The organism is Streptomyces sp. ADI96-02, assembly GCF_003846185.1.
Taxonomy (GTDB): Bacteria; Actinomycetota; Actinomycetes; order Streptomycetales; family Streptomycetaceae; genus Streptomyces.
The window spans coordinates 34,901-60,015 of the sequence record NZ_ML123035.1 but is presented as its reverse complement, the minus strand read 5'-3'; the positions used below and the strand labels follow the sequence as shown (position 1 = coordinate 60,015).

Here is a 25,115-nt window from a genome sequence, read left to right as displayed (position 1 = left end):
CCTACCCGGGCCGGAGTGGTCAACTCCTGGCTCTGGGCCAACGAGCAGTTCGCCTACGCAGGCGGCAGCATCGCCATGGTCGGCATGAACGGCTCCGGGAAGTCCCTGACCAGCGCCGTCCTGTTCCCGACCTTCGTCGACGGCAACGTCGCCGCCAAGAACCTCTCGGCCGCAGCAGAGGCCGCCGGAACGCTGACAGGCATCCACACGCTCGGCAGGCCAGGGCCACCCAAGAGCGGCACCTGGTGGCAGGAGTACGGACGAACCGACCCCGACGGCTTGCACTCCCGTACACGGTGGCTCACAGCCGGCCTGTGGCTGCACAGCGGCGGAGGCCAGCGCAACACCCTGGACCGGGCCTGGTTCCTCGTCCCCGCCCGAGTCCACGCCCAGCTCATCCTCGAACGGGACGGCATGCCCGTCACCATCACCGACCTCGCCGCCCAGATGGAGGCATTCGACGGCCTGCTGTTCACCTCCTCCCCCCGCCTGGAACAGCAATGCCGGGACCACACCTCCGTGCTGCGCAAGGAAGAGGACTATCCGGAGACAGTCCGCGAGCTGATGTACCAGCCGCTGGACGGCACCCAGACCGACGCCCTCGCCACAGTGCTGCGCGCCCTGCGCAGCGTCCAGGCCGGAGACAAGATCAGCCCCCGGATCATGGAGGAGACCCTCACCTCCGCACTGCCCGCCCTCGAAACCCGCCGCGTCCAAAGCCTTGCCGACGCTTTGAGCAAGGCCGAACAGCTCCAGGGCCACCTGCAAGCGGCACACACCGAGCGCGGCATCCTGTCCGACGTCCGAACCGCCTACCGCCGCTACGTCGCCGCTGCCGCCACCACGACCGCCACGACCTACACAACCCTCCACACCCTGCACGCCGACGCCGTCACCGCCCGCGACCAGGCACTGAACGCACAGACCCTCGCAGGACAGCGACAGAACGAGGCCTCCGCAGCCCTCCAAGAGGACGAAGATCGAGCAGCGCAACTACGCGGCACAATCCGCACCCTTGAGAACCGGCTCAACGAGCATCCCGGAACGAGCCTCGCAGACCTCAGCCGCCACGCCCAGGACTGCGAGAAGCGTGCCGCCGACAGCCTGCAGTACGCCGAACAAGCACAAGCCACCCACCAAGAGCGCCAGGCCCAGAGCGCGGCCGACCAGCAGACAGCCGACCGAGCCCTGGCGTCCTGGGCCAAGACGACACACGACCTTGGCAGACTCGCCGGGGACCTGGGCGCCGCGGCGTTTCACGAGCCGCTGGCCAGCGCCCTCCGCGAAACCCAGCAGCACCAGACACCTGCCGACAACGGCGCCGCCGTAGCCGCCCGCGAACAGGCAGCCGCATGGGGCCAGGCACAGTCCCAGACAGCCGAACGCGTCCAGGCAGCGCTGGAGCGCTTCACCAACGAGCAGAACGAGCACAGCGCCGCTCAAGACACCTACGAGAACAAGCGACAGCACGCCGAAACAGCAGAGGGCCACGCGCAGGACGCGACCGACGCGCTGGAACAGGCCGAGGAGGCCACCCGCGCCGCGCTGTCGCGCTACAGCACCCACCTCAAGCGACTTCCGGCACTCCCGGACGACCTGTGCAACGCGACCCCGCTCAACCCCGTAGCCATCCGTGCCTGGGTTAACGACCAGACCGCCGACGCCCTCACAAAGCTCGACGTCAGGGCCTACGAAGAACGTGCAGATGCCCGCTCCCAAGCTGCGGACGAAGCATCCGCGCGTGCCACCACAACGGGCGAGCTCGCCGCCAAGGCAGCCCGGCAAGCCACGTCCATCACAGACGCGCTGAGCGACAAAGCCGATGCGCTGACCGACACCCCCAGCTCCCTGCACGACCTCGTACACGCCGCCCGCGAGGCCACCCGCACCACACCCCCACGCCCGAACCCCGCGACACACACGGAGCCCAGTGGCCAGGAGGAATCTCTCCTCGACGCCCTGGAAGAGACCGCCCACAGCGACCTCAGCCACCGCCAGCTCCTGATCCAGCAGGCCGCCCGTGACCTCACCGACGCTGCACGTGCCCAGGACCAGGCCACCGCTACACACACCCAGGCCCAGCAGACACAAGCCCTCGCAGACGCCGCGGAGGCGACAGCCCGCGACGCACGAAGCACCGCGGACCAGGAAGCACGCACCTGGACACGCCATGTGCACGCATGGGCCCACGACCTGAAGATCCTCGACCCAGCCGGCCTGCGCCTGCCGGACCTCACAGATGGTCCCCTCGACCTCGATGCGGCGCACCACCTCGCCCAGGACACCGCGACAGCACACCGCAGCGCCGTGGAAGCCCTCTCCGGCCGCCTCGCCGAAGCAGAAGTGCGCCTCAACACGGACCGCGCATCCCTGGAAGACCTCGACGAAAAGATCCGCCACGCCCGTCAAGGCGCCACCCCTCCCACCCCACCGGAATGGAGGGCCTCGCGACACGGCCGGGCCGGGACGCCCCTGTGGGAGGCCGTCGAGTTCGCCCAGCACCTCCAGCCCGATGAAGCCAGCCGGCTGGAAGGAGCGCTGCTCGCGGCCGGACTCCTGGACGCCTGGATCTCGCCCACAGGCGAAATGACAGTCGGCGACATCACCCTCACCCTCACCCCCGAGCACCAAGGACCGTCCCTGGCCGACGTCCTGGTGCCCGACTCCCACACCCCGGTCGACCTGGCACTGGTCCGACGGATCCTGGCAGGAATCCGCCTCCTGCAGCCCGGTGAACGACCACTGCCCGGGCAGGCAGCCGTCGGACTGGACGGCACCGCATACATCGGCCCGCTGGCCGTCGCGTCCCCTGCCACCTGGGACGCCTGCCACATCGGCGCCGCAGCCCGTGAACGTGCTCGCCGGCAGCTTCTCGCCGACCTGAACGAGAAGCGTCACCACGCGACGACGGCACTCGCCGCATCCGGCACGCTTGTCGACACCCTCAAGCGCGACCTGACCACCGCCGATCGCGAGCAGGCCAGCCCCGACCCGGCACCATGGCGCAGCGCTGAAGAAGCCGCCGCGACCACTGCCTTCGAAGCCGAGGTCAAGAACGCCGCCGCTGGTGACGCGGCACAAACCGCCGCCGCCGCGGAGGAGCACCGGCAGTCCACCTCCCGCACCGCACAGCAGGCCTGCACCAACGCAAGCCTCACCATGAACCAGCAGGCCGTGGAAGCCGCCCTGACCCTGTGCACCGAGCTGACCGGGCACATCACCACCACGACAGTCGCCACAAAGTCCGCAATCACAGCCACCCGCACCCTGCACGCCGCCAACGAGCACGCCGACAAGACCCAGGCCGAAGCCGCCCAAGCACACCACGCACTCAGCCATGCACGACAAGCCGCACGTGAAACGGAACAAGACCGCCGGAACCTCCCGGGCGAACTCGACCTCGTAAGCCCAGCCCAGGAAACAGCCGACCGAGCCCACCGACGTGCACAGGAGGCGACGAAGGAAGCGACCGCAGCCGAGGAAGCACTCGGCCGGCGGACACGCCTGCTCACTACAGCCGCATCCCACCTGCACTCCACGGCACGCAACGCCTTCGCCGAGCTCCCGGTAGAAGCCGAAGCCCTGCGGAACTACCGTAGCCGCCTGCAGACGCTCACCGCCTCCCTCTCCAGCTGGAGCGACGCCGCGCTGCGCGCGCAGTTCACCGCCCAGACCGCCGCAGGCAGCCTCAGCAACGCCGCCGTTGCCAAAGAGCAGGCGGAACGCCTTCGCCGACGCGCCAACGACGATCAGCGCGCCGCCGACCATGCGCGCCACCGCCATGACGAGGAGGTCCGCCAGCACGAACGCCCGTACCAGCAGCTCTCCGCCGAACTCGAACAACGCCTGAAAGAACAGAGTGACCTTGACACCCGCCTTGCCGGCCGCCGGAACGTCGATCAACAGGCCCGCCTCGACCACTCGCGAAAAGGCGATGCGTCCAAGGCCTGCACCGCGCGTGTTGAGGCCGCGGCAGGAGACCGAGCAGCGGCCCTGACTCAACTGCAGGGCTTGTTCGACCACGGCCTGGTCGCTGAACTCGCAGACAGCGACAGCCTTCACCGGCCCGAACAACCCGGCGAGGCACTCGCCATCGCCCAGGCGGTCCTGGAACAACGAGGCCTCGGCCGCGCGCCGACCCGCGAACAGGCAGCCACAGCCGAGAGTGAAGCCAGAACACGACTTGACCGCCGCATCCGCGACAACCTCAGCCGACTCCTGGAAATCAACCGGCACGTCGTCTCCGAGGACATCCCCGGCACCACCTGGCGGCGCATCACAGTCATCCACCTCGGCCACGCAAGCGAAACCGGCACCGCGCAACCCCACATGCAGCCGCTCAGCGCCATCCTGGCCGGCCTCACCCACACCATCACCACGCTGGAAAACGACTTCAGCGAACAGGTGCAGAACGAAGTCAAGGGCGTCGTCTTCTCCGAACTCCGCAGAGACATCAACACTCGCATCGACACGGCACAGAGCATCGTCGACGACATCACCAAAACCCTCGACGGCGTCCGGACAGGCGTAGCCAACGTCGGAATCCGCCTCCAGTGGCAGCCCAAGAACGACCCGATCGCCACTGAAGCACTCCAGCTCATCCAGGCAGCCGACCTCACAGGCAACTTCGACCGCATGTACGACTTCTTCATCGAGCAGCTGAAGAACGAAGAAGCCAACCACCCCACATGGGCCAAACGCGTAGAGCACGTCTTCAACTACCGCAACTGGTTCACATGGGAGATCGCACTCACCCACAACGAATTCCGTGACGACCCCACCAGCGACACCGAGGTCTTCCGCACACTGACCACCCGCAACAACCCCCTCGCGAGCCTCTCCGGAGGAGAGAAGCGACTGGTCACCATGCTGCCGCTACTCGCGGCAGCACACGCCTTCTACTCCACCGAGGGCTACCAGGGGCCGCACATGGTCTTCATCGACGAACTCGACGCCGCCCTCGACTCACGCAACCTGCGCAAACTCCTCGAACTCCTGCGTACCTGGGACTTCGACGCCGTCGTCACCCTGCCCTCCATGCGCCCGCTCCTCGTCGCCGAGACCCAGTCCATCGGCATCCACCGCATCCACAAGACCAGCACCGCCCGCTACACCATCCCGAGCATCTGGACCGGCACAGGCACACCACACACCACCCGCATCCACGCCAGCATCCCCACGCCGCGGCTACACGAGCAGCCCGAGACCGAAGAGAGCGCCTGATGCCCTCAGACCTCCATGACCCCGACATCCGGCCCCTTTGGCAGTCCCTGGCCAACCGCCTGGCCCAAGGAGACGCCCCCGAGACCATCAAGACCATCACCGTCCCCCTCACCCGGCCCGCCCGGGCACGCATCGCCGGCTGGCTCGCCCACACCACGCCTCAAGGACGCCGCCGTCCTCTACGGACCGGAGACAACGGCACGACGATCCCTGTACCCCGACTCCTGACCGCCCTTGGACACACACACCACGACCTGCGCAACCTCATCGAGGCCGCAGGCCTCCACATCCCAGACACCGCCACCACGCGCACAGCAGCCCGCCGCCTGCGCACAGAAATCGACTCACATGCCGCGCATGCGCTACCCGATGCCCCACTCCTCAACGAGCGCCTGCGCTCCTACGGCATCAGCGAAGACACCCTCGAGGAACGGCGCTTCCTCATTGACGCCCTGGCGCGCGCCCATGCGCTCCTGCCCCTGCCCAGGCGGCTCTCACTGGCCCGCCTCGCCCATCACTGTGCCGCCGACCCCCATTACTTCGACCTCAACGACAACGGCCGCGGTGCACTACTCGTCCTTCTGGCCCGCGACCTCCTGAACGCAGAACAGCCCGACACGCCGGCGGGCGACCGCGGGCTCCTGGCCCGCCTCGGCATCGTTGCCGACCGCCTGTCCCAGACGGTCCTGCTGTTCAACGTCCAGGCCACCGGCGACGGTCCCAGCGACCGAGCGCTCAACCTCGCCTACAAGGACCGGCGCCCCGTCCACCTCACCCTGCACGATCTCACCGCACACCCCCCGACTCTCCAGGCCGGCCAAAGACTGCTCGTCGTCGAGAACGTCTCCCTCATCGACGAAGCACTCGAACGCGGCGTCACCAGACCGCTCGCCTGCACGAGGGGAACCTTCAGCGCCGTCGACCACACCCTGCTCGCTCTCGCCTGCGACGCAGGCATTGCCATCGACTACGCCGGGGACCACGACCCATGGGGTCACGCCATCGCCGCGGTGGTCCATGATCGCTACCGCGCCACACTCGTCGCCATGGACGATGCCGCACACCGCAGCGCTGCTGATTCCGAGCCCGACTGGAGCCGACTTCCACGAGCCGGCAGGGAGACGAACGACCATGAACCTCCCCGCGACCGCAGTGGCGTTGAGGGCAGGATCTACCAAGAGAACAGCGCCATTATTGACATGCTGCTCGGCGCCAGCAGATCCGATCCCCTGCGACCTAACACCAGCCCCGCAGCATCATCCGCGCAGAGCCACACCGGACCGTGGCCTCCATCCCCACATGACTCCGTACACATGCCGAGTCGATGAGCCACGTGAACCCCGGAGTGCGGCCTGGCACCCGGCGCGGGTCGGCTACAGGCCGCTTTTTGTACCTGCCGGGGATCGCTGCGAGCCGGTGATCCAAGTGAGGTCGTCCGTGTACGGGTCGAGATTCCACGAGCCGAGAGCCTGACGGGCGACGAGCAGCTCCACAGCGTCCATCAGATCGAGGCGTGCGAGCCTGCTCATGCGCGCCAGGTGACCGGCCTCTGCGACGCCGGTCGTGCTGCCGGGAGAGGTGTGAGCGGCGAGGGTCACGGCCACGAGCCGATGGGATGCGCTGGGCTGAGGAAAGACGGGGATCGTGCACTAGGCATCCGTGCTGCACCGCCATGATTTGCGGCCTTCGGACCGCCGAGCTGATGATCCAGCTGACGGCAGAACGCGCACCACGCCGTCCGCCGGGCGGGGAGCTTCTGGATCACCCACCAGTCCGCTCCGATTCGATACGGGATGATGGCGGGCATGGTCACATCGGTCGAGCCCACCGTCTGGCGTCCCGCCGACCGTCCCGTGCTGCGTCCGGACCAGGAGCGTGGCCTGCGGGCGGTGGTCGGACATTTGCGCCGCCCGCATACCCGGGCCTTGTACGTGGCAGCGACGGGGACAGGCAAGACGCTGGCGTCGATCCGGGCTGCGGACGAGCTCGGCGCCCGCCTGGTCCTGGTTGTCGTGCCCACGCTGGACCTGGCCGCGCAGACCGCACTCGCATGGCGCCGCGACGGCCACCTGGAGCACATGGTGATCGTGTCCTCGATGGACACCACCGTTCATGACGCGCTTGCCGCCCGCCGGGTCGGTTCCACCAGCAGCCCGCATGCCCTTGCGGCGCTGATGTCGGTCGTGGGGGAGAGGGACGACCAGCTCCCCGCCCTGACGGTGATCTCCACCTACGACTCACTCGACAAGATCGAGGCGACGCAGCACACCCGCTACACCGTGCCACCCTTCGATCTCGCGATCATGGACGAGGCCCACCGCATCGCCGGCCGGGCGGACAAGAAGTGGGCCGTGATCAACGACGCGGCCCGGATCCATGCCGAGCGCCGTCTCTACATAACCGCCACCCCACGCAGCTTCGCCGCCCCCGACCTCACCGACTCCGCCTCGACCACCCGCCGCCAGCCCCGCCCCGTGACCGAGTCCGCCGTGGATACCGCGGCAAACAGCATGGACAACGAGGCCGTCTACGGGAAGAAGGTCTTCGAGTACCCCCTGGCCCAGGCCATCGCCGACGGCGTGGCCGCGGACTACCGCATCGTGGTCCCCGCCGTCACCGACAACGAGCTCCGCGCCCGCCTCAACCTCCCCGCCCCCGGCACAACCACCCCCGGCACAGGTTCCGAGGAGGCGCTGCGCACCACCGCGCTGCACCTCGCCGTCCTGAACGCCATGACCAAGCACTCCATGCGCCGGGTCCTGGTCTTCTTCCACCTCGTCGAGGACTCCGTCCGCTTCACCCGCGAACTGCCCCACACCCTGCGCCGTCTCCGCAAAGCCGACCCGGACTGTTTCCCCGGCCTCGACCCCTATGTCTCCTTCGTCCACGGTGACCACACCGCTGACGAACGCGCACAGATCTTCGCCCACTTCGCCGCCTCACCGAGCGCGATCCTGGCCAACGCCAAAGTGATCGCCGAAGGCATCGACATTCCCAGCGTCGACGCTGTCGTCTTCGCCGACCCCACCAGCAGCGTTACCCGCTGCGTCCAGGGCCTCGGCCGCGCCCTGCGCCTGGATGTCTCGGGCAAGACCGCCAGCCTCATCGTCCCCGTCTACATCCCGCCCAGCGACGACCCCGAGAACATCCTCGGCACCCCCTACGAACCCGTCTGGGCCATCACCACCGCCCTGGCCAGCCACGACCACCGCATCCTCGAACGCCTCCCCAACAAGGCCAACCGCCTCACCACCGAGACCAGCCGCCTCATCCAGCACCGCTGGCACTTCGACTACACGATCCACCCCGAACGCATCGCCCGCGCCATGGACCTCATCGCCTTCAACCCTCGCGGCGCAATCAACCGCACCCGCCGCGAAGGCCTCGCCTCCGCCCAGGCATTCCACGACACCTACGGCCACCTCGACGTTCCCACCGACCACACCGACCCCGCAGGGTTCGAACTCGGCCGCTTCATCACCACCATGCGCGACGCCGCAACCGCCGGCCGCCTCGAACCCGAGTGGACCGCCGAACTCGACGCCCTCGGCATGATCTGGGACAAGCACGACGCCGCCTGGCGCGCCCGCCTCACCACCGCCGCCGACTACCACCGGCTCCACGGCCACCTCGCCGCCCCCGCCACCACCTCGATCGGCGCCTGGCTCGCCGAACAGCGCCACCTCGCTGCCCACGGCCGTCTCGACCCCGCCCGCGCCGCCGACCTCACCGCCATCGATCCCCACTGGCAGCTCCCGCACGGCCCGGACTGGCACCGCAAATACCATCAGGTGCGCCGCCACGTGGAGACCGGCCAGCCCCTCACCCCCGACACCCACGCTGGAAGCGTCAACCTGGGCAGCTGGGCCACCCGCCAGCTCACCGCCTGGAAAACCCTTGTCCCGGGCCAGCACCGCCTCTTGGCCGCCCTCGGCCTCACCCCCGCCACCAGCGCCCTGGCGCCGCGCCCCACAGCTCGACGGGCCTTCCAAGAGACCGTTCAGATCCTCGAGCTCTTCCTCCACCGCGAACGCCGCGCCCCGGCCGCCCGCGAGACGATCACGGTCGACGGCCACACCGTCAAGATCGGCTCCTGGTTCGCCAAGACCCGCACCAAGGTGCGCGCTGGCCAGCTTGATGCCGAACACGCACAGCTCGTCGCGGCCCTCTTCGACGGCGACTGGACCGACGAGAACCCCACTCCCGCTTTCCTCTGACCGCCCCCCCCCGCAAAGCCGCTGATCAGCGGGCCGCGCACGCCCGGCTCCCGGTGAGCTGAACACCGCGCCGGTCACCGGCCCTGACAGCGGCTCCGCCAGTGGCGTGAACCGGCCCTTTCGGCCGTCAGGAGCAGCTGGCTATTCTCTACGGCACGTGCTTCGTCTAAACGTGCCTGCGCATCGCCAGGGATCTGAACGCCGCCGTGGGATGCGGCTACCAGGAAGCACTGCGCCGCGTCAGGCAAGCCGCAGCCGCCGGCCGCCTGCCCACCCCCCTCAACGCCCAGGGACGAGCAGCGGCCGTCGACCTCCTGACGCGCGAAGCCACGACTGCGGGCGCCGTCCGGGCAACACCCGCCACCAGCCCTCGACCCACGACCCAGCCCCCCGTGCCGCCGCGGTGCCTCTGGCCGTGGGGCGCGGACGCCGCCACGCTTGCATCCTTTGCCCCGGGGACGGTGACGGCACTGGTGTCACTGCCGACGGCCGGCCGCTCCACCCTGGCGCTGAACGTCGCCCTGCACAACGCACAGCAGCGCATCGGCGCACTGTTCACCTCCGGGGAGATCACCAGCAAGGCTCTGGCCCAGAAGGTCATCGCCGCCCGGTACGGGTTCGACGTACGTTCGCAGGTCCCTCCCGGCGGCTGGGAGACGTTCACGGCCACCGCGGTGCCCGAACTCGACGCCACCCCTTTGCTCCGGCACGGCGCGCGAGTGGGTACCAGCGCGCGCGACAGCCTTCGAGCCGGCCTGCTGGCCGCAGCCCGCAGAGGCTTCACGCTCAGGCTGTGGGTCGTCGACTCCCTCTGGCACTTCAGCGACTTCACCGACCAGGGGCGTGACACCGCCGCGACCATGGCAGAACTCCGCTCCCTGGCCCGCGCATACAACTTGGCCGTCCTGGTCACTTCGCAGGTCGTCACCGAAGACCCGGACGACCCTGACGTCCCGGTCACCGCCGCGCACCTGCCGGCCGGCATGGCCGACTACAGCGACCGGGTCCTTGTCCTGGACCGGCCAGGCGCCCAGGGCATCTGGGGCACCACTCCCTACCCTTCCAGCGCGATTTTGCGCCGGGTGACTGGCCGGGGACCTGCGATCGAACTTGAGCTGGAGCCCGGAACACTGCCGCTTCGTCTCCCTCTGAGGGCCTCCCCGCTGCCGGCCTGGCCCTGACCATCTCCTCAGAGCCAGGCCGACGCGACCAGGACCGATACCAGCGGGGCGGCGAAGACGGTACGGCGCACGAGGGGGTCAGGTGCCGCTCTCTCCGAGTAGGAGGCGTGCATCGTCCTGCGCTTGCTGCCGCCACTTCCGCTGGCGGTCGAGGACCGCCACGGTGCGCCGGCGGATAGTCAGAAGCGCTTGGTGGGGGTTCTTGCCGTAGTAGTCGCCCAGCGTCTGCACCAAGTCCTCGAACGCTCCCAGAACGGCCAGCACCGCCGCGGTGACGATCTCCGGGTCGGCCCGCATGACCGGCTGGTGGTCGTCGTCGGAAGCGAAAGCCTGGGCGACCATCCACACGGTGCTGTGGGAGGCCGCGGAGGATATGCGGTACCAGGCAGGAAGATGCGTGGGCCGCTTCGCGGCGATGCCGGTGAGGTCTACCTTGAACGGCGCCTTGACCGACCCCAGCACGGCCGAGGCCGGACGGCCCCGTCTGTCCAGGCCGATGCTCATTCCGGCGCGCTGGACGGTCCGCTCGGCCACCTGCCAGATCTTCTCCGCTTCTGGGACCGCCTGCACGCCGACGTCCTTGGCCGCGACCTGATGCTGCCGGGCCCCATTGAGCCACGCGGCGGCGATGCGCACCGCACGCTGCTCGGGGCTGAGCCCGGGCTCGTAGAGATGGCACACGCGGATGGCGCCCTCTTGCACGACGCGGGAGAGCGAGACGAGCGACCATATGGCCACGGGCTCGCCCACCAGCGTCCGCTCGATCGCCTGGACGTGATCGACGATGTTCCCGAGGGTGAGCTGAGTGCTCCAGCCGGCCCACGCCCACAACCGGGAACGTGCTGTGCGGTGCCGGTGATGTGAGGAACTGACCCAGCCCGCATCGGCGGGCGACATCCCCTCGACCGCGGTGCCTTCGGTGAGACTCCCGACGAAGGCGTCGAGTGACTCGACGGCATGGCGCAGCGTACGCGCGCCCTCGTCCACGACTTCCCTGGGCACGCCGAGTCGGCGCGGGTCGGACGCTGCATCTGGATTCACCTTGGCGACCGTACACGTCTCCTCGAAGGGCAGCTTCACTGCGGCAGACCGCGTTACAGCGCCGGCTTCTGGTGCCGTGCGAGGAGGCTGGTGAAGAAGGACTCCAGAACCTGCCTCCCGCCCGGCTCCTTCAGTTCCCAGCCGCCGAAGCGGTAGATCTCATATCCCGCGAGCCTCAGCCGACGGTCCTCGGCGACCATCTCCGCGTACAGCCGCGGCACCGCGGTATGCGTGATGCGCCCTTGCTCGTCGGGAGGGTTGGGCCGCCCGTAGTGCTGTACTCCGTCGACCTCGATGACGATGCGGGAGCGGTCCGGCGCCAGGAGCAGGAAGTCCATCCGCTGCCGGTACAGCGTGCCGGACTGCTTGCCGCTCTTGCGCGTGTAGGGGTCGTAGTGCAGGTAGACCTGGGGGATCAGCGCGGGCAGGTCGAAGCCTCCTTCCTCGGCATACCGGGCACAGTAGGTGATCATGAGGAGCTGCTCGGGCTTCGAGTCCAGCGACCGGTACAGACGCCGGTACAGCCCCTCGGCGGCCGTCTTCTCGTCGGCGCCCGGCTGGTGGTTCTTCTGCCACCAGGCGACCATCTGCCGCCAGGTGAGCCCGTGAGGTGGCAGGGGGTCGGTGAACACCAGGCATGTGTCGGCGTGACGGACGATCTCGACCTCGTTGTTCACCGCGTCCCGCAGCACGATCTCGGGCTTGACCCCGTCGGCGGCGAAGATCAGGTTTTTGAAGCTGCCCGACGGCCCCTTGGTGAACCGGGCTTCGTACTCCAGCTCCTGCAGATCCTCCAGCGCGTCCCGCGTGGGGCCGAGGATCTGCTCGATGCAGTCCCGCCGCGCCTTCCAACTGCCGCTCATATCGTTGGCGCGCCAGTAGCTGCCGAACCCGCGCGGTCCGTCGAAGGTACGAAACGGCCAGACGGGCGGCTTGAGGGCCAGGCGCTCCAGGACGGCGCGGTGCGCCTTGATGACCAGGGGCACGCTCTCGTCGTCCAGATGCCGGCCCTGGCCGTCGGTGCCGTAGGAGACGAAGTCGTGGTGCAGCAGCCGGGTCAGCGCGATTGCCACGTCCAGGTCGGTGTGCCCGGCCGGCGGACCGAACCGTAGGGATTCGACCAGTTCGATGTCGAGCACCCAGGGCTGCGCCCATCCGCCACCGCTGCTGAAGAATGCCGCCAGCTCCATACCCACCCCCGTGGTGATCCTCCAGGACATCGTCGGTCGCCTGTGAAGTGCCGTTGCGATGCCAGCGCAGTGGTGTCATTACTGAGCCAGCGTCAGGTTGATGGCTTCGACCCTGTGAGCTGTGCCTCTGTAGTTGCGCTCGATGGCACGGCTGTGAGGTCACCAGTGGCAGGACGTGACATCTCTGCTGGGCAGCGTGGTGACACTTCCCATGTGGCCCTACGGGCGCGGTGGTTGGTGCCATCTTCGGCTGCGCGCGTTTGTGCAGGTGTGCACCCTCTGGTGTCGGGGGCCGGGGGAAGGACCGCGGGCGTAGTCCTATGTGGTGTTGCCGCAGATGAAAACCGGTAGGTGGCAGATGTGACGCGGCCGATACTGGTCTTCCAGGAGGTTCAGATGGGAATCGACCCGGCCGTGCTTGCTTGCATCGACGCGACAGCTGCTGAGTTCGCTTCTCTCCAGGAGCTGTTGCAGCGCTGGATCGAGCATGCCAACGCAGAGGCATGGCAAGGTCAGGCCGCAGCCGAAGCTGACGCGATATGGGCTGCCCTGTGTTTCCACGTCACGGAACGGGGAGGGCTGGCGGGGGACTTCATCGGCCGGGGCGCCGATCGGTGGCCTGCGAACCCTCAGGCCGTCTCGGACAGTGCCATGGAGACCTGGGCCGGTTATGCGGAGGCTGTGGGCCACCCCATGCTGCGTGCCCGCCTGCATCACCTGGTGTGGGAGGCGCGCAAGAGTTTCCCGCATGCCCGGAAGGCGATCGAAGACTACACGGAGGCTGTGCCCCGATTTCTGGGTATGGCGGACCGCTCCGCGGGGCGCTGCCGGGCCAGTGACTGCCTGTGCTTCGCGTACGACCTTGCGGTACGGCTGAGCGTGCGCGACCTGGAACTCACCACCAAGCAGGCCATGATCAGCTTTGTGTCTGAGCTTCTCGACGACTCCCAGGAAGCGGCGCCGGGCCTGGTCTTGGAGATCTTGAGGAAGCTGGTTGGCCGCCACGCCTCAGATGCTGCCGTGCAAGCACTCCTCAGCAGGGCCACCGGCATCCACGGAGGGGACGTTCCGGTGGTGGTGGAACTGCTGCAGCTGCGTATCGCGGGGACGCAAGACCCGCAAGAACGGACGGCACTGCAGCGACAGATCGTCGAAGCGCTGCTCACCGAAGCAGAACGGTTCACGGGCTTTGTCCGCGTGGACCGGCTCAACGCGGCAGCCACCGCAGCACGTGACTACGGTTTGGAGGACCTGTTCGATGACGCTCGGGTACGGATGCAGGCGATCGCTCCGGACCAACTCGGCATGGAAAGTTTCCACTTTGAGTTCCCTCTGCGGCGAGACGAGATCGAGGACTACTCCCAGAGGGTCCTTGGCCAGGCGCAGACCCTCGGGCAGGCCTTCAGCGCACTGGCCAGCCTGCCGGCCCCCTGCGGAACGCGGCAGGCTGCCCAGGAACATGCAAGGAGGCTGGCATCCGAGGGGTTGTTGTCCTCCTTCATCCCCAGCATCCGGATCAATGCCGCCGGCCCCGTTCCTGTGGCGGAGGCCCGAGTGCGCACGGCAGCGGACGACGAGAGCGAGTGGCACGTCACCGCAATGATGATCACCTCTGTCTACGTGCACCACCTCCTGGAGACGGTGGGAGACCGCTTCGACCCGACCACCGCCCAGCTTGCCCAGCTGTTCACGGCCGACCCCATCATCACGGGGATCCGCGCCACCAAGCTCGCGCGCGCCTTCCGCTACTACTGGAGCGGGGAGTACGACGCAGCCTTCGCGATCGCCCTGCCCCGGATCGAAGGAATCCTCCGGGAGACCCTGCGCTATCACCGCATTCCGATCATCCAGCCGCCACAGGGCGACAGCCGCGGCCGAGTGACCCTCCTGGCCACCCTCATCGACCGCGCGACCGACGCCGGCATGCACGCCGACTGGCAGGCTTTCCTGCGTCTCCTACTCGTCGACAGCGACGGAGGACTCAACCTCCGCAACAGCGAACTCCACGATCTATCCGACACGGAGACGGCCCCTCAGACGGTGGCACTCGTGCTCTTGGCTGCCCTGCATGTCACCGCACACGCTCATCAGGCGGCTGCACCCGCCTCCGGAATCTGAAGGGAGCAGTAGCCAGGCCGATGCTGTTGTGGGTGGCGGCGCGACAGGCCACGCTGGGGCAAGCGGGAATAAGCAAGGGCACCATGTCTCGGTACGGTGCGCAGGTGGAGAACTTGGAGACTTCGGACCGGATCGCACTGAGCGCAAGGCCGAGAGATGCTGCCTTAGGCTGACCTGACCAGGAGGTGCGGGACGCGGGCCCTCGTGCTGTTGGCTCGGTTCACTGGGTAAGGTCCGGGGATGTTCTATCCCGGATCTGAGCCGGAGCTTGTCGCCGGCATGAGCGAGGCTGGTCTGGCTGGCCATCAAAGACTGCTGATACAGGCGACGTTGAGAGCGATGCATCCCGGTGCGTATGCCACGCAGCACGCGGCGGCCGGGGGAGCAGCCGTACTCTCCCTCAGCCGCGCCGAAGCTGTGCTCCGATCCCGAGCCGGCGCGAGCGACAGCAAAGACGCCCAGCCGAACGAGAAGCTGGCCTACACGGTCATTGAGCGAACCCTAAAGTCAGTGCTAGCACTGGAGACTGTTGTAATCCCGGCCAAGCAGCCGCTCGCGGATATCCACGATCTGCTGGCAGACATGGTGTTCCGTGGCCGGAACGATCTCAAAGAGCCGTCCCGCTGCGGCGTTCTGGCTCATCAGCTGGCAGCGTTCGTACCCAAGATCGAGCGCATCGTTCTGGATCTCTTTCAGCAGGCCTGGGACACAGCAATGCCTGTGACGGCGGCCGAGCGCGCCATCGCCGAGGTCGCGAGTCTCGCCGTGTGGCGTGGACGAGACTATGAATGCCTGGTTGCGGATCTGCAGCGCTTCCTTCGGAAAGCGCCTTGCGGGCAGGGACTACTCTCGGTGCTGCGGCCAGCGCATCGCCAGATCCGGGTGGCTGCCGTCGTGGAGGGTGCCCGCACCTTGGCCGGGCTTGGCCAGCTGTTCGACGCCGACACCAATGTCCGGCAGTTTCCAATCGGCAAGAAGGCACCGGACGGCTGGAGCCAGGGGACCGCGAAGTTGAGGAAGTTCGCAGCGCTACACGGCCGTCACCCTGGCGAGGACCCACGGGAAGGGGAACGCGCTGCTGCTGCCGTCCTGTTGACCTTGTCCGTCATGGCACCTGACCGGGGCGTCGCCGTTCACCTGGCCAGGCGACGGATTGAAGAGGCGCTCGACACTTATGTCGCGGGCCACCGGCTTGCCGAACTGCGCCTGGCGCCCGAGACGTTGGTCTTCGAGGAGTCAGACGACCGCTCGCGTCGTTACACCTCTCGAGGGCCCACGGTCGACACTGCGTGGCCACTGACCAGGCACTGGCCTGCGGAAATCCGCGAATGCCTCCGCATGGCCCACATCGCACGTTCCACCTCCTCACCACTCACCAGCGCAGCCCTGTCCTGGGCCGCCATCGAAGCGGCCGGAATCCGTCACGGCTACAACGACAGTGCCGCTCATGTGGAACTCGCCCGCGCTCTCAGCCTTCAGGCAATGCGCCAGCAGCTGCTCAGTTCCCATCAGTGCGTGCGTCGTGTCGCCAGCGCGATCCATGGCGAGGTGACGGAGCGTGCGGCGGGGACCGGTCGTGCTGTGGAGGGCTTGGAGCGGCACCTCGCCAAGAAGGGCGCTCAGTCGGCCCTGGAACAGCAACTGCGGGAGGCGCGTGGCCGAGCGGCCACTGCCGAACTGGAGGCGGCAGACGCCGACAACCTGTATCTCCAGCCGCTGAACGAAATCGACCGAGCAGCCCAGGTCAACGGCCATGGCCTGCTGAGCGACCTCAATCGGTGGGCCGACTTGCTTGCCGAGCCACCCGGAGCCGCTCAGGAAGTGAAGATCGGCTCAGCAGCCCTGTCACGCCTGAGGACCGTCCTGCACGGCCTGCCCGCCTATGACATCGACGTCTGGCGAGCCCGCATGAGCAGCCCGAAGCAGTGCGCAGCATGGCTCAGGGACGCCGAAGAACGCTGCCGAGCTCAGCTCAGCTGGATGTACGTGCTGCGCAACACAGCACTGCACCAAGGGGTTTTCGCGTCGGTCGCGGACAGCCATGACGTTCATGGGGCCCGCGGAACTCTCGATCTCACACTGGAAGTGCTGGGTAACTGGTATGCGGTGGCCAGTTCGGCTCAACTTCCGGAAGCCACCTGGACAGCACACCGAGTGATCACCGAACTAGCAAAACGGCAGCAGGACGTGATCCGTCATCTCGAGGCAGACGCTGCCGTGGTGGGCCTGCAGTTCACACACCTGACCAGCCCCACATCGAACGGACACGACCGACTGTGACGTGAAAGACGGACAGATGAGGAAGGAAGGGAGTGTCTTTGCCTATTGGACGACCCGCACAGCGGACAGGGACTCGAACCCTGGTCTCTCCCAGGTGGGCCGGAGTGATTGCGAGTCACTACACCCGAAGTGACCGGCCCTGGAAAGAGCTTAGCGGAGGATCTGCTGGCTGAGGTTCTGGCTTCCTGTTGTGTGCTCGCCCTGCGGTAAGCGTCCGTTGGAGCGCCGGCGCGGACTCGGGCGCGGGCCGGCCGCTTGCCAGTGACGAAGATCGCGGCAGTCAGCTGCTAGGGCTTGTAGGCCGTGCTGCCTGACAGACGGTCCCGGGCCCACGCATCGCATCGATCGCGGTGCGCCTCGTGCTGATCAGCTACAGGCGTTCCTTCTGCGAGTGCGGTGAGGCTGGACAGCAGTGCCCCTCCCGCTAGTTGGTGCACGACTGGGGCGACGCTGGCTGCGGCGGCCGCGGTGACTGGGCCGCCGTGGGCGAGGGCGTTGCGGACCAGCCGCAGGCGGCCCAGGGTTCGCGTCCACCGGTTCTCCAGGTCCGTGTACCAGACGCGTACGCCGGCAGGGGTTGATATCCGGTGGGCTGCAGCAGCGGTCCGGCGATGCTGCAGGGTGTGCTCTGGGAGAGCTGCTGCCAAGGAGGGAAGTTCGACAGCTACCTGGGCCATGTCAGCGCGAGATTCCCAGTTTCGATGACGCAGCAGTTTGTCATGGATCGTGGTGATCGCTTCCTGTTCCTGCGGGCTCCACCCGTGGAGGTCATCGCGCGCATGCCACACCACATCGAACAGCTCGGATGTCATGGAGCGACGGATCCATGAGTTCTTGTGGAAGGCGTCGAGATATCCGTACCAGGTCTGGCCGTGCCCGCACACCGCCGTCGCCACGGTCTCCAGGATGCGCACATCCAGCAGTACTGACGCGTGCGGAGGCTGCACTCCCGAGGCCTTCCACCAGCCGATGGCATCGACTACACCGGACACGTTCGCAAGCCCGGAAGCCAGGTGCGGAGCTACGCGCGGTGCCATTTCGGACAGGCGCTTCGCAGTGATGTCCATCGGCCCGTAAGGCATCCGGGCGTCGATGTCCTCGTCGAGCAGACTGAAAACCTTCCAGCCGCAGGCACCATCGGCGACATGTATGTAGCCCTCGTAGAGCTCCCAGCCGTGCTGGTCTTCGGGGAATGTGGCTGCCAGAATCAACGACTGCACCAAGACTCGGGAGTCGGCCGGAGCGTCGGCCCTTGCTCCGGAACCCAAATCGACTCTGGCTATCACCACATCCTTCCCCTCGGGCAGCATCTCAGCGGGAAAGAAGCCGTCGTCGGCTCTTGTCTCGGCAGGGAGATCGCCCCTGAAGGGCCCGTCCTTGAGCAGGTTCCCGCGCAACCACTCGCTGTCGTACAACGTAACGGGCCCGTATTCCTCGACCATCCTGCTGATCGCTGCCCGTCTGAATGCGTGCCATACCACGTGATGGGCCGTGAGGGGCTGAGTCACCACCAGCCGCTCGCACAGATCAGCGCGTGCCTGTGGGCTCCAGCCGGCCGCACAACCCGCGATGTCTCTCCACGGTGCAGAGACATCGAGATCACCCAGCCGCAGCTGGGCCCCCTGTACGGACACTGCGTCATCGCGCATCACCCCGGACAACTGGCTGCACACCTGTTCGGCTCGCTGCTGTGAACGCTGCAACAACACGTACAGCAGTTTTCGGCACCCGTTGAGTGCGTCGAAGCCGACATCATCGCGTGCCGAGCCCACCAAGTCCTGCCACGCCGCGGGCAGCAACTGCCCACTATCAGCCTGCATGAGCAGCTCATCAGCCAGCCGCGCCGCCTTGGCGATGCGGTCTGTGGCGCTGGCGTTCGGTGGCGTCGACAGAGCGGAAAGGAGCTCGGAGAGACGAGGCTCCAACTGTTGTCGTACCGCCGGACCCAACTGGACAGCCGCATGCGTGAGATCGGAAATGGTCGCTTCCCAAGGCTGCCGCTGCTGCCCGGTGTAGGGACCGTCGCCAGCCCGCGCACGCAGCTGTTCCAGCGCCTCCGGCCAGGTCAGCTCCCTCTCCGCGGAGTGCAATCTGTTGCTCCGTAGGACCTGCGCCACCTCATCAGCCCACGTCCGTGTAGTGCGCACCTCACTCTTGCCCTCACCCATGGACTGCAGTCTGCCACCGCTGTGCAACAAGCGGCCCACTGCTGGCGGGTAGTGGATTGCGCACACCCTTGAAGGTGGTGTAGAGCTCGAGCCCGGCACGAGTGCACCCGATGCCGGCGCAGCCGCCCCCTCCGTTCGTGGCGAGCCCGGTGCTGGCCGAGGTGTGGGTGTACGGCTCCAACCTCAGCGGCCACTACCAGGGCCGCTCCCACGCCGGAGGCGGGGGCTGCCGACACGGCCGCTCACTCACCCTGGACACTGAGCGGATGACCCTGGCCCAGCTCCTCGACCTGAACAGCTTCTGGGTTTGGAACGGGCCCCGCTGCTTCTTCTGCCACGGATGGTCCGGTCAGCGCCTGACTCCTGACCAGTACGAGCACTACCTCACCGTGCTCGCCAGCCAACGGCGCTGACCGGTCCGGTCACGAGACCGGTCTTGGATACTGTGGGTCAGGTGCTGGATCGCGCTTCGCCGGGCGCTCTCATGGGTGTTGGGCCCCTTGACCGGTGGGTCGGCGGCTTCGGATCGGGAAGTCGCGAAGGCCGGACTGGCACACCGATGTCACCTGGGCGGCCGGTTGCGTTAGGCAGCTCCCGGAGGGCGCGCTTGGCTGCACGCAGCCGATGCGCCGGACAGTGAGTCCCTGGCGGATGCATCGAGAGCGTGGTGCGGGCGAGCGTTGGCTACTGTGGCCTGGTGGATGCCGCGAAGATCGGTTTGCTGGGGGCAGTCGCTGCTGCCCTGATCGCAGCGCTGGCTGCGACGATCGGCCCTCTGACTGTTCAGCGCAGAAAAGAACGCGTCGACAGCAGGCAGAGGCTGGAGGACGCTATCGCACGGAGAATTGACGTCGTCAACGACGCCGGCGTGTGCTGTCGTGCGTGGCTTACCTTCCTCGTCCGCGTCTTGGAGGACGCCCAGGCAGGCAGAGTGCTTCCTGTCGACGACTTCGACGAGAAGAGCGAGCCGCTCAGGTCTGCTGCCGAGAGCGCCCTCGCTCGAGCGGTACACGCAGGCTATGAGCTGCTCGACAGCGAACTGGCCCGCGCCATGCGCTCCGTGGAGTCCGCAGTGCGCAGCGCGTTGCTGAACCCCGCCCACGCACCACTGGACCAACTGCGGGACCGGGCAAACGCCTACTTCGCACCCAGGGAGGTGATCAGGACCCACATGCTTCGCGAGGTCACCAGGTTCGAAAAGCCGACCGATCCTCTCGCAGGCACGGTCTTCGACTCTCGCAGGCTGCCTGCCCGGTAGGCACAAAGCGGCTGTCGGCCGCTACGTCGACGAGAGCCCCGTGCAGCCCGGCAGACCTGAGATGTCCAACAGGTTGGGTGTCCGAAGGCCCGCGCGACGCGACGGGCCGACGGCCGCGCCAACGTCTGACCGGAGACGTGGCGTGCGTTGTGGTTGAGCACCCACCCAGCCCCGCCTCCGGCCAGCAATTTCAGTCGAAGAGGCTCTCCTGTACGGCAGGCGCGTTGCGGGGGCGGGGGAGCGGGCGCCGCATCGCTTCCGCGGGCGCGGGCGCGCCGGCGGAGCCCTCGGTCAATGCGTGCTGGCATGCTGCCCGTAGCTCAGGCAACGTGAGTCGGCATCCTTGAAGATCCAGGAAGTCCTGCACGCTCCAGTCGATGAGCGCGCCTTGCCGGGACAGGTACAGTCCTACATCTGTGACGGCGTAGGCGTCGCTGTAGTCGAGCAGGAGATAGCCGGCGAGCTGGTAGATCTCGGCCCGGCTCATCCGCTCCGGCCGGATGGTCGCTTTGCAGTCGATCAGCTGCCTGTCGAGGATGAAGTCGGCGTCCGCTCCGCCGACATCGCGACTGCCGTCGAACACGGGGCCGCCGATCCGTGCAGCGGCGGGCAGCTTGATGAAGCGGTCGAACGGGCCCGACGTGCCGGCCAGCCGCATCTGGCTGCGGATGTCGGCCACCACGTAATCGGGCACCGCGGCGGCGATGTCATCGAGGGTGTCCCCGGGGCGGGTTGAACCGAGATTGTTGCCGCGTACCCACCCCACACAGCGGAAGATCGCTTCGAAACTGGAGGCGACGTGGCACAGACGCACGAGACGGTCTTCGGATGCGTCGTCGAGGGCGAGCGGCCGACCATCAGCGTCCTCGTACCGGGACAGTTCCTCCAGCAGCACCTGCCCCGCCGCCTGCACGGTCCCGATGACTTCCATGCTGGGCCACCCGTCGTCGTCGAGCGCGGCGCGCACCACACCCTCCCGGATCGGCTGACCGGTGGGCACACCGAGGCTGATACGGAGCCGGTGGTCGATGGTGTGCCCCAGCATCCGGTACTCGGCGCGCCGGCCCGCTTCAGGCGCGGGCTTGATCGGAGGTGAGTATTGGGCCAGGCGATCGCGGTAGTCGCACAGCACGACGTCAGGGAAGGGGAGGTGTTCCGCCAAGAAGCGCGAGATGGCGGAGGCGGGGTCCTTCAGGCAGGAAGTGAGACTCATGCGATTCATCGTTGTGGCTACCTCTGACAACGGGTCAGGAGCGAATCGTTTCCTCTCTTCCTGAAGGGAATGAAACCGGCCAGACGGAAGGAAGTGATGTGTGCCCGTGCAGCTCGAGAGACCCCTGATTCTTCAATGTGTGAGTGAAAGGAGAGTGGTCCAAGGCGCGTTTACAAGCCATTAATTATCGGCGTACAGCGGGACGGGGTTCAGGCCTTCAGGTCACTACGTAGTTGCGCACCCGCGCGATGCGGAACATCGAACACGCATTCCCCTAACGGGTTGATATAAAGCCAAAGCAGAGTGCGTTTCCGCCAAATATAGTGACGGGTGATCAGGTTACTTTCTGGTAGTCGCACGTGTTGTCAGTGGTGGGTACTACGGTGACGGCCCTTTTGGCCCACCAGTCGGCTTGGCGTCCATCCCTATCGCCACGCGAAACAACGAATGATCGGCCTGACCCCACTTCCTGAGTCGTGTGGCAACCCTCCTGCGCGACACCGCAGAACATCTGCCAACCCCACTCCCACCTAGGCTTTTGAGCCGACCGTGGCAGCAGCTGCGGGCTGTGCGCCGCGCATCTCTGCTTCCACGCCGTAACCGCTTTGTTCCTTCGGCGTCCCTAAGGCGAATTTTGCGATGGTTCAGAAATGAACGATTCTCAGGTCATTGACTACGCGCGTTGCGCGGTCGCTCGCGCAACGTCCGCGTAACGGTTAGCGAACCGAGTGCTGGCATATCGTCCTGCCATCCGGTGTGAAACAACACGTCACCGGCAACGGCCCACGCCACTTGCCCTGCCTGTGCCTCTGGCGTCACACAGCGGACCGACCACGCGCTGTGCCGTTCAATTCCGCACAGCAAACGACACACAGGAGCACGCGATGGGATTCGGAGAACTGGGCGCCGAGGGCCTCGAAGGAGGACGAGCCCTTGCCAAGACGTTGGACGTGCGAGTCTTCGACGACGTCGAATGGACCCGTAACGACCGGGAACGCCTGGAGCAAGCGGTGAAGTACCTGTCCTCGAGGAAGGGTGCAGCAGTGGCCCTTCAATCCCACCACATCACAACGGATCCGTCCGCTCTCACTCAGTGGTTGTCGACGGACCACGTGCCGGACCTGGACACACAGCAACGCGTGCGGCATGCCTTCCGGGACCTACGGCGCCACAACATTGCCCCGTGGCTGACCCGCTACCTCAACGCCGGCGGCGGAACCCGCATCGAGATCCATCCCGTCGACCAGGAGGGCGTCGAAGCCCGCCATCGGCGCCCACTGCGGGTGAGGAACAAGAACATCTACCGCTGGGGCCCGATCGTGCAGGCCTGGGCCAGCCAGAACTTCCTCGAACTGGAGCACCAGTGGGAGTGGGAGATCAGCGACCTGGACTCCGACCACCGCAGCTACGCATACGTCTCCCACATCGGCCTTCTCGGCTGACGTGCTGCCCCTCAAACCCTCTCAGCCCTACCGACAGACCGCATCAACAAGAAGGGAGTGCTGTCCCCATGCGCCGGGCCCCAATCGGCACCCTCGCGGACGAACCCGTCCTTGCCCCTTCCGCCCGCGAAAAGAGGGCATTGCTGACCGCCGGAGTCCGCTCACTGGTCGTGCTGCGCGAACGTGGGGAACTGACCAGCGCCGAGGTGAAGACCGTCGCACGTACGGTCGGCGTCCATGAGCGCACCGTCTGGCGGCGCCTGGAAAAGGCCAAGGCCACTAGCACCGCCGACCTTGCGCCCCGCAGCCGCTACAGCGTCACCGACGAAGTTCGCATCAAGCTCGCCTACTACCGCGGCAACATCAAACGCGTGCATCAAGAGATGCTCGAGGAGGCTGACGACCCGAAGCAGGTGCCCAGCCTGTCCACGCTGCACCGGGCGGTGAAACTGGACCTCGCCCCCGGCGACCTGGCAGGCCTCCGATCCGGCATCCCCGCCTCCCGAGCCCTTGACCCCCACCTGAAGCGCCCGCCCACCTGCCGGAACGAAGAATGGGAAGGCGACCACAAACAGGCACCCGTGCTGGTGTGGGCCGACGGCAGACTGGTCAAGCCCTGGATCACCTGGTTCTGCGACTGCCACACCGGCGTGACCATGGGTTGGGCCGTCACCCCGCACTACCCGCACCGCGGATCGATCCTGGCCGCCCTGCGCTCCTGCATCCTCACCGACGACATCCACGGTCCGGCCGGCGGACTGCCCCGCCGTATCCGCATCGACAGAGGCAAGGACTTCCTCTCCCGAGCCGTCACCCAGGCCATGGGCAGCTTCGGCGTCCACGTCGAAGTACTGCCGCCCTACACCCCGCACCTCAAAGGAAGCATCGAGAACCTCAACCGTGCGGCAACCAGCATGTTCTTCTCCACCCTGCCCCGCTACACCAAGACCCAGAAGCTGGACACGAAGCACCGGGCGGGGGAGAAAGACCCGGCGCTGACGTTCGAGAACTTCGTCGACCTCTTCGCCCAATGGGTCCGCACCCGCAACACCGAGCACCGCATGGCGGGCCGCGGCAATCTGACGCCCATGGACAGCTGGAACAGCGACACCACCCCCCTGAGAGAGCCACCGCTGAAGGACCTGCACGTCTTCCTGATGGAAGGCGAACGCTCCACCCGCATCATCCACGGGCACGGGATCCGCTGGCAGGGCCGTGACTACATCGGCGCATGGATGACCGGCCGCACCGGCACCCAGGTCACCGTGCGCTACCAGCCCCACCACCCCCGTGCCATCGAGGTCTTCCACGCCCAGACGCACCAACATCTGGGCACCGCCCACCTGGCTGACGAGGCCAGCGAAGAGGAGATCCAAGCCGTCTACCAGGCCCGCGACGACCGTGTCCGACGCATCCGCCGCGACCTGGCCGAAGCGCAGCGCCGACGACGCCGCCGCTTCCAGCCCGCCACCCAGCCGGGCCCAGCCCGCCTGGCCGGAACGATGACACGCAAACAAGCCGTGGCAGAACTGACCGCTACCCGCCCTGCGCGGCCCAAGGACGACGGCGTCCCCGCCGGCTACATGCCCCGCCGCGTGATCCCCGGCGCCCGCTGGGCGATCCCGACCCCGTCGGCCAGCACCCCCAAGGACACCGCATGACCCCACCTCCAGGAGCACACCGGCGGATCGGGCCCCAAGGACACATTCGCTGGCAGGGCCGCACCTACACCGGCGCCCTCACCCAAGCCCACGCCGGAACCCGGGTCACTGTTCACCCCTCAC

15 protein-coding genes are annotated in these 25,115 nt (G+C 67.2%); 10 read left to right on the top strand and 5 right to left on the bottom strand.

Translation table 11 applies throughout. The features are described from left to right. Positions 1–15: 15 nt before the first annotated feature. Both EES43_RS30330 and EES43_RS30325 read left to right on the top strand, forming a co-directional pair. Complete coding sequence (locus EES43_RS30330; RefSeq protein WP_241192744.1) at positions 16–5,223, top strand: SbcC/MukB-like Walker B domain-containing protein; 5,208 nt, start codon at positions 16–18, stop codon at positions 5,221–5,223. After that, entirely contained in the window at positions 5,223–6,551 is a 1,329-nt protein-coding gene (locus EES43_RS30325; protein WP_124272253.1) for a DUF2399 domain-containing protein, read from the top strand. Before EES43_RS30330 ends, EES43_RS30325 begins: the two co-directional genes overlap by 1 nt. A gap of 45 nt (positions 6,552–6,596) precedes the next feature. Here EES43_RS30325 and EES43_RS30935 read toward each other — a convergent pair whose 3' ends face one another. After that, positions 6,597–6,752 (bottom strand): hypothetical protein, encoded by a 156-nt coding sequence (locus tag EES43_RS30935; RefSeq protein ID WP_164493354.1) that lies wholly within the window; start codon positions 6,750–6,752, stop codon positions 6,597–6,599. Between the two features lie 276 nt (positions 6,753–7,028). Between EES43_RS30935 and EES43_RS30320 the strand changes: the two genes are divergently transcribed. Further along, positions 7,029–9,440, top strand: a complete 2,412-nt coding sequence (locus tag EES43_RS30320) for a DEAD/DEAH box helicase (RefSeq protein ID WP_206430224.1) — start codon at positions 7,029–7,031, stop codon at positions 9,438–9,440. Positions 9,441–9,646: 206 nt separating this feature from the next. Then, entirely contained in the window at positions 9,647–10,621 is a 975-nt protein-coding gene (locus tag EES43_RS30315; RefSeq protein ID WP_346774372.1) for a P-loop NTPase family protein, read from the top strand. Positions 10,622–10,699: 78 nt separating this feature from the next. On the opposite strand, the gene EES43_RS30310 is transcribed toward EES43_RS30315, so the two are convergent. Together EES43_RS30310 and EES43_RS30305 are read right to left on the bottom strand one after the other, a co-directional pair. Next, on the bottom strand, positions 10,700–11,701 hold the full coding sequence (locus EES43_RS30310) for a hypothetical protein (RefSeq protein WP_124272250.1): 1,002 nt from the start codon (positions 11,699–11,701) through the stop codon (positions 10,700–10,702). Between the two features lie 14 nt (positions 11,702–11,715). After that, complete coding sequence (locus EES43_RS30305; protein ID WP_241192743.1) at positions 11,716–12,852, bottom strand: hypothetical protein; 1,137 nt, start codon at positions 12,850–12,852, stop codon at positions 11,716–11,718. Between the two features lie 351 nt (positions 12,853–13,203). On the opposite strand from EES43_RS30305, the gene EES43_RS30300 reads away from it, so the two are divergent. Both EES43_RS30300 and EES43_RS30295 read left to right on the top strand, forming a co-directional pair. Further along, positions 13,204–14,970: a DUF7380 domain-containing protein gene (locus tag EES43_RS30300; protein WP_124272249.1), complete on the top strand. Its 1,767-nt coding sequence runs from the start codon at positions 13,204–13,206 to the stop codon at positions 14,968–14,970. A gap of 240 nt (positions 14,971–15,210) precedes the next feature. Continuing rightward, positions 15,211–17,250 carry a hypothetical protein gene (locus tag EES43_RS30295; protein ID WP_124272248.1) on the top strand — a complete coding sequence of 680 codons (2,040 nt, stop codon included), beginning with the start codon at positions 15,211–15,213 and terminating at the stop codon, positions 17,248–17,250. Positions 17,251–17,537: 287 nt separating this feature from the next. On the opposite strand, the gene EES43_RS30290 is transcribed toward EES43_RS30295, so the two are convergent. Continuing rightward, positions 17,538–19,418 (bottom strand): hypothetical protein, encoded by a 1,881-nt coding sequence (locus tag EES43_RS30290; RefSeq protein ID WP_124272247.1) that lies wholly within the window; start codon positions 19,416–19,418, stop codon positions 17,538–17,540. A gap of 137 nt (positions 19,419–19,555) precedes the next feature. On the opposite strand from EES43_RS30290, the gene EES43_RS30285 reads away from it, so the two are divergent. After that, on the top strand, positions 19,556–19,831 hold the full coding sequence (locus tag EES43_RS30285) for a hypothetical protein (protein WP_124272246.1): 276 nt from the start codon (positions 19,556–19,558) through the stop codon (positions 19,829–19,831). 284 nt (positions 19,832–20,115) lie between these two features. After that, on the top strand, positions 20,116–20,676 hold the full coding sequence (locus tag EES43_RS30280) for a hypothetical protein (RefSeq protein ID WP_124272245.1): 561 nt from the start codon (positions 20,116–20,118) through the stop codon (positions 20,674–20,676). A 190-nt stretch (positions 20,677–20,866) separates the two neighbouring features. Here the strand turns inward: EES43_RS30280 and EES43_RS30275 are convergent, their stop codons facing one another. Then, positions 20,867–21,889: a hypothetical protein gene (locus EES43_RS30275; protein WP_124272244.1), complete on the bottom strand. Its 1,023-nt coding sequence runs from the start codon at positions 21,887–21,889 to the stop codon at positions 20,867–20,869. Between the two features lie 884 nt (positions 21,890–22,773). On the opposite strand from EES43_RS30275, the gene EES43_RS30930 reads away from it, so the two are divergent. Both EES43_RS30930 and EES43_RS30265 read left to right on the top strand, forming a co-directional pair. Next, positions 22,774–23,331, top strand: a complete 558-nt coding sequence (locus EES43_RS30930) for a hypothetical protein (RefSeq protein ID WP_164493352.1) — start codon at positions 22,774–22,776, stop codon at positions 23,329–23,331. Positions 23,332–23,399: 68 nt separating this feature from the next. Next, positions 23,400–24,992: a Mu transposase C-terminal domain-containing protein gene (locus EES43_RS30265; protein ID WP_124272242.1), complete on the top strand. Its 1,593-nt coding sequence runs from the start codon at positions 23,400–23,402 to the stop codon at positions 24,990–24,992. Positions 24,993–25,115 lie beyond the last annotated feature (123 nt).

What these genes read in the sequence shown, in the direction of transcription:
- EES43_RS30325 (WP_124272253.1), top strand. Translation starts at nt 5,223, where the DNA reads ATGCCCTCAGACCTCCATGACCCCGACATCCGGCCCCTTTGGCAGTCC.
- EES43_RS30935 (WP_164493354.1), bottom strand. Translation starts at nt 6,752, where the DNA reads ATGAGCAGGCTCGCACGCCTCGATCTGATGGACGCTGTGGAGCTGCTC.
- EES43_RS30320 (WP_206430224.1), top strand. Translation starts at nt 7,029, where the DNA reads ATGGTCACATCGGTCGAGCCCACCGTCTGGCGTCCCGCCGACCGTCCC.
- EES43_RS30305 (WP_241192743.1), bottom strand. Translation starts at nt 12,852, where the DNA reads ATGGAGCTGGCGGCATTCTTCAGCAGCGGTGGCGGATGGGCGCAGCCC.
- EES43_RS30295 (WP_124272248.1), top strand. Translation starts at nt 15,211, where the DNA reads ATGTTCTATCCCGGATCTGAGCCGGAGCTTGTCGCCGGCATGAGCGAG.
- EES43_RS30290 (WP_124272247.1), bottom strand. Translation starts at nt 19,418, where the DNA reads ATGGGTGAGGGCAAGAGTGAGGTGCGCACTACACGGACGTGGGCTGAT.
- EES43_RS30275 (WP_124272244.1), bottom strand. Translation starts at nt 21,889, where the DNA reads ATGAGTCTCACTTCCTGCCTGAAGGACCCCGCCTCCGCCATCTCGCGC.
- EES43_RS30930 (WP_164493352.1), top strand. Translation starts at nt 22,774, where the DNA reads ATGGGATTCGGAGAACTGGGCGCCGAGGGCCTCGAAGGAGGACGAGCC.
- EES43_RS30265 (WP_124272242.1), top strand. Translation starts at nt 23,400, where the DNA reads ATGCGCCGGGCCCCAATCGGCACCCTCGCGGACGAACCCGTCCTTGCC.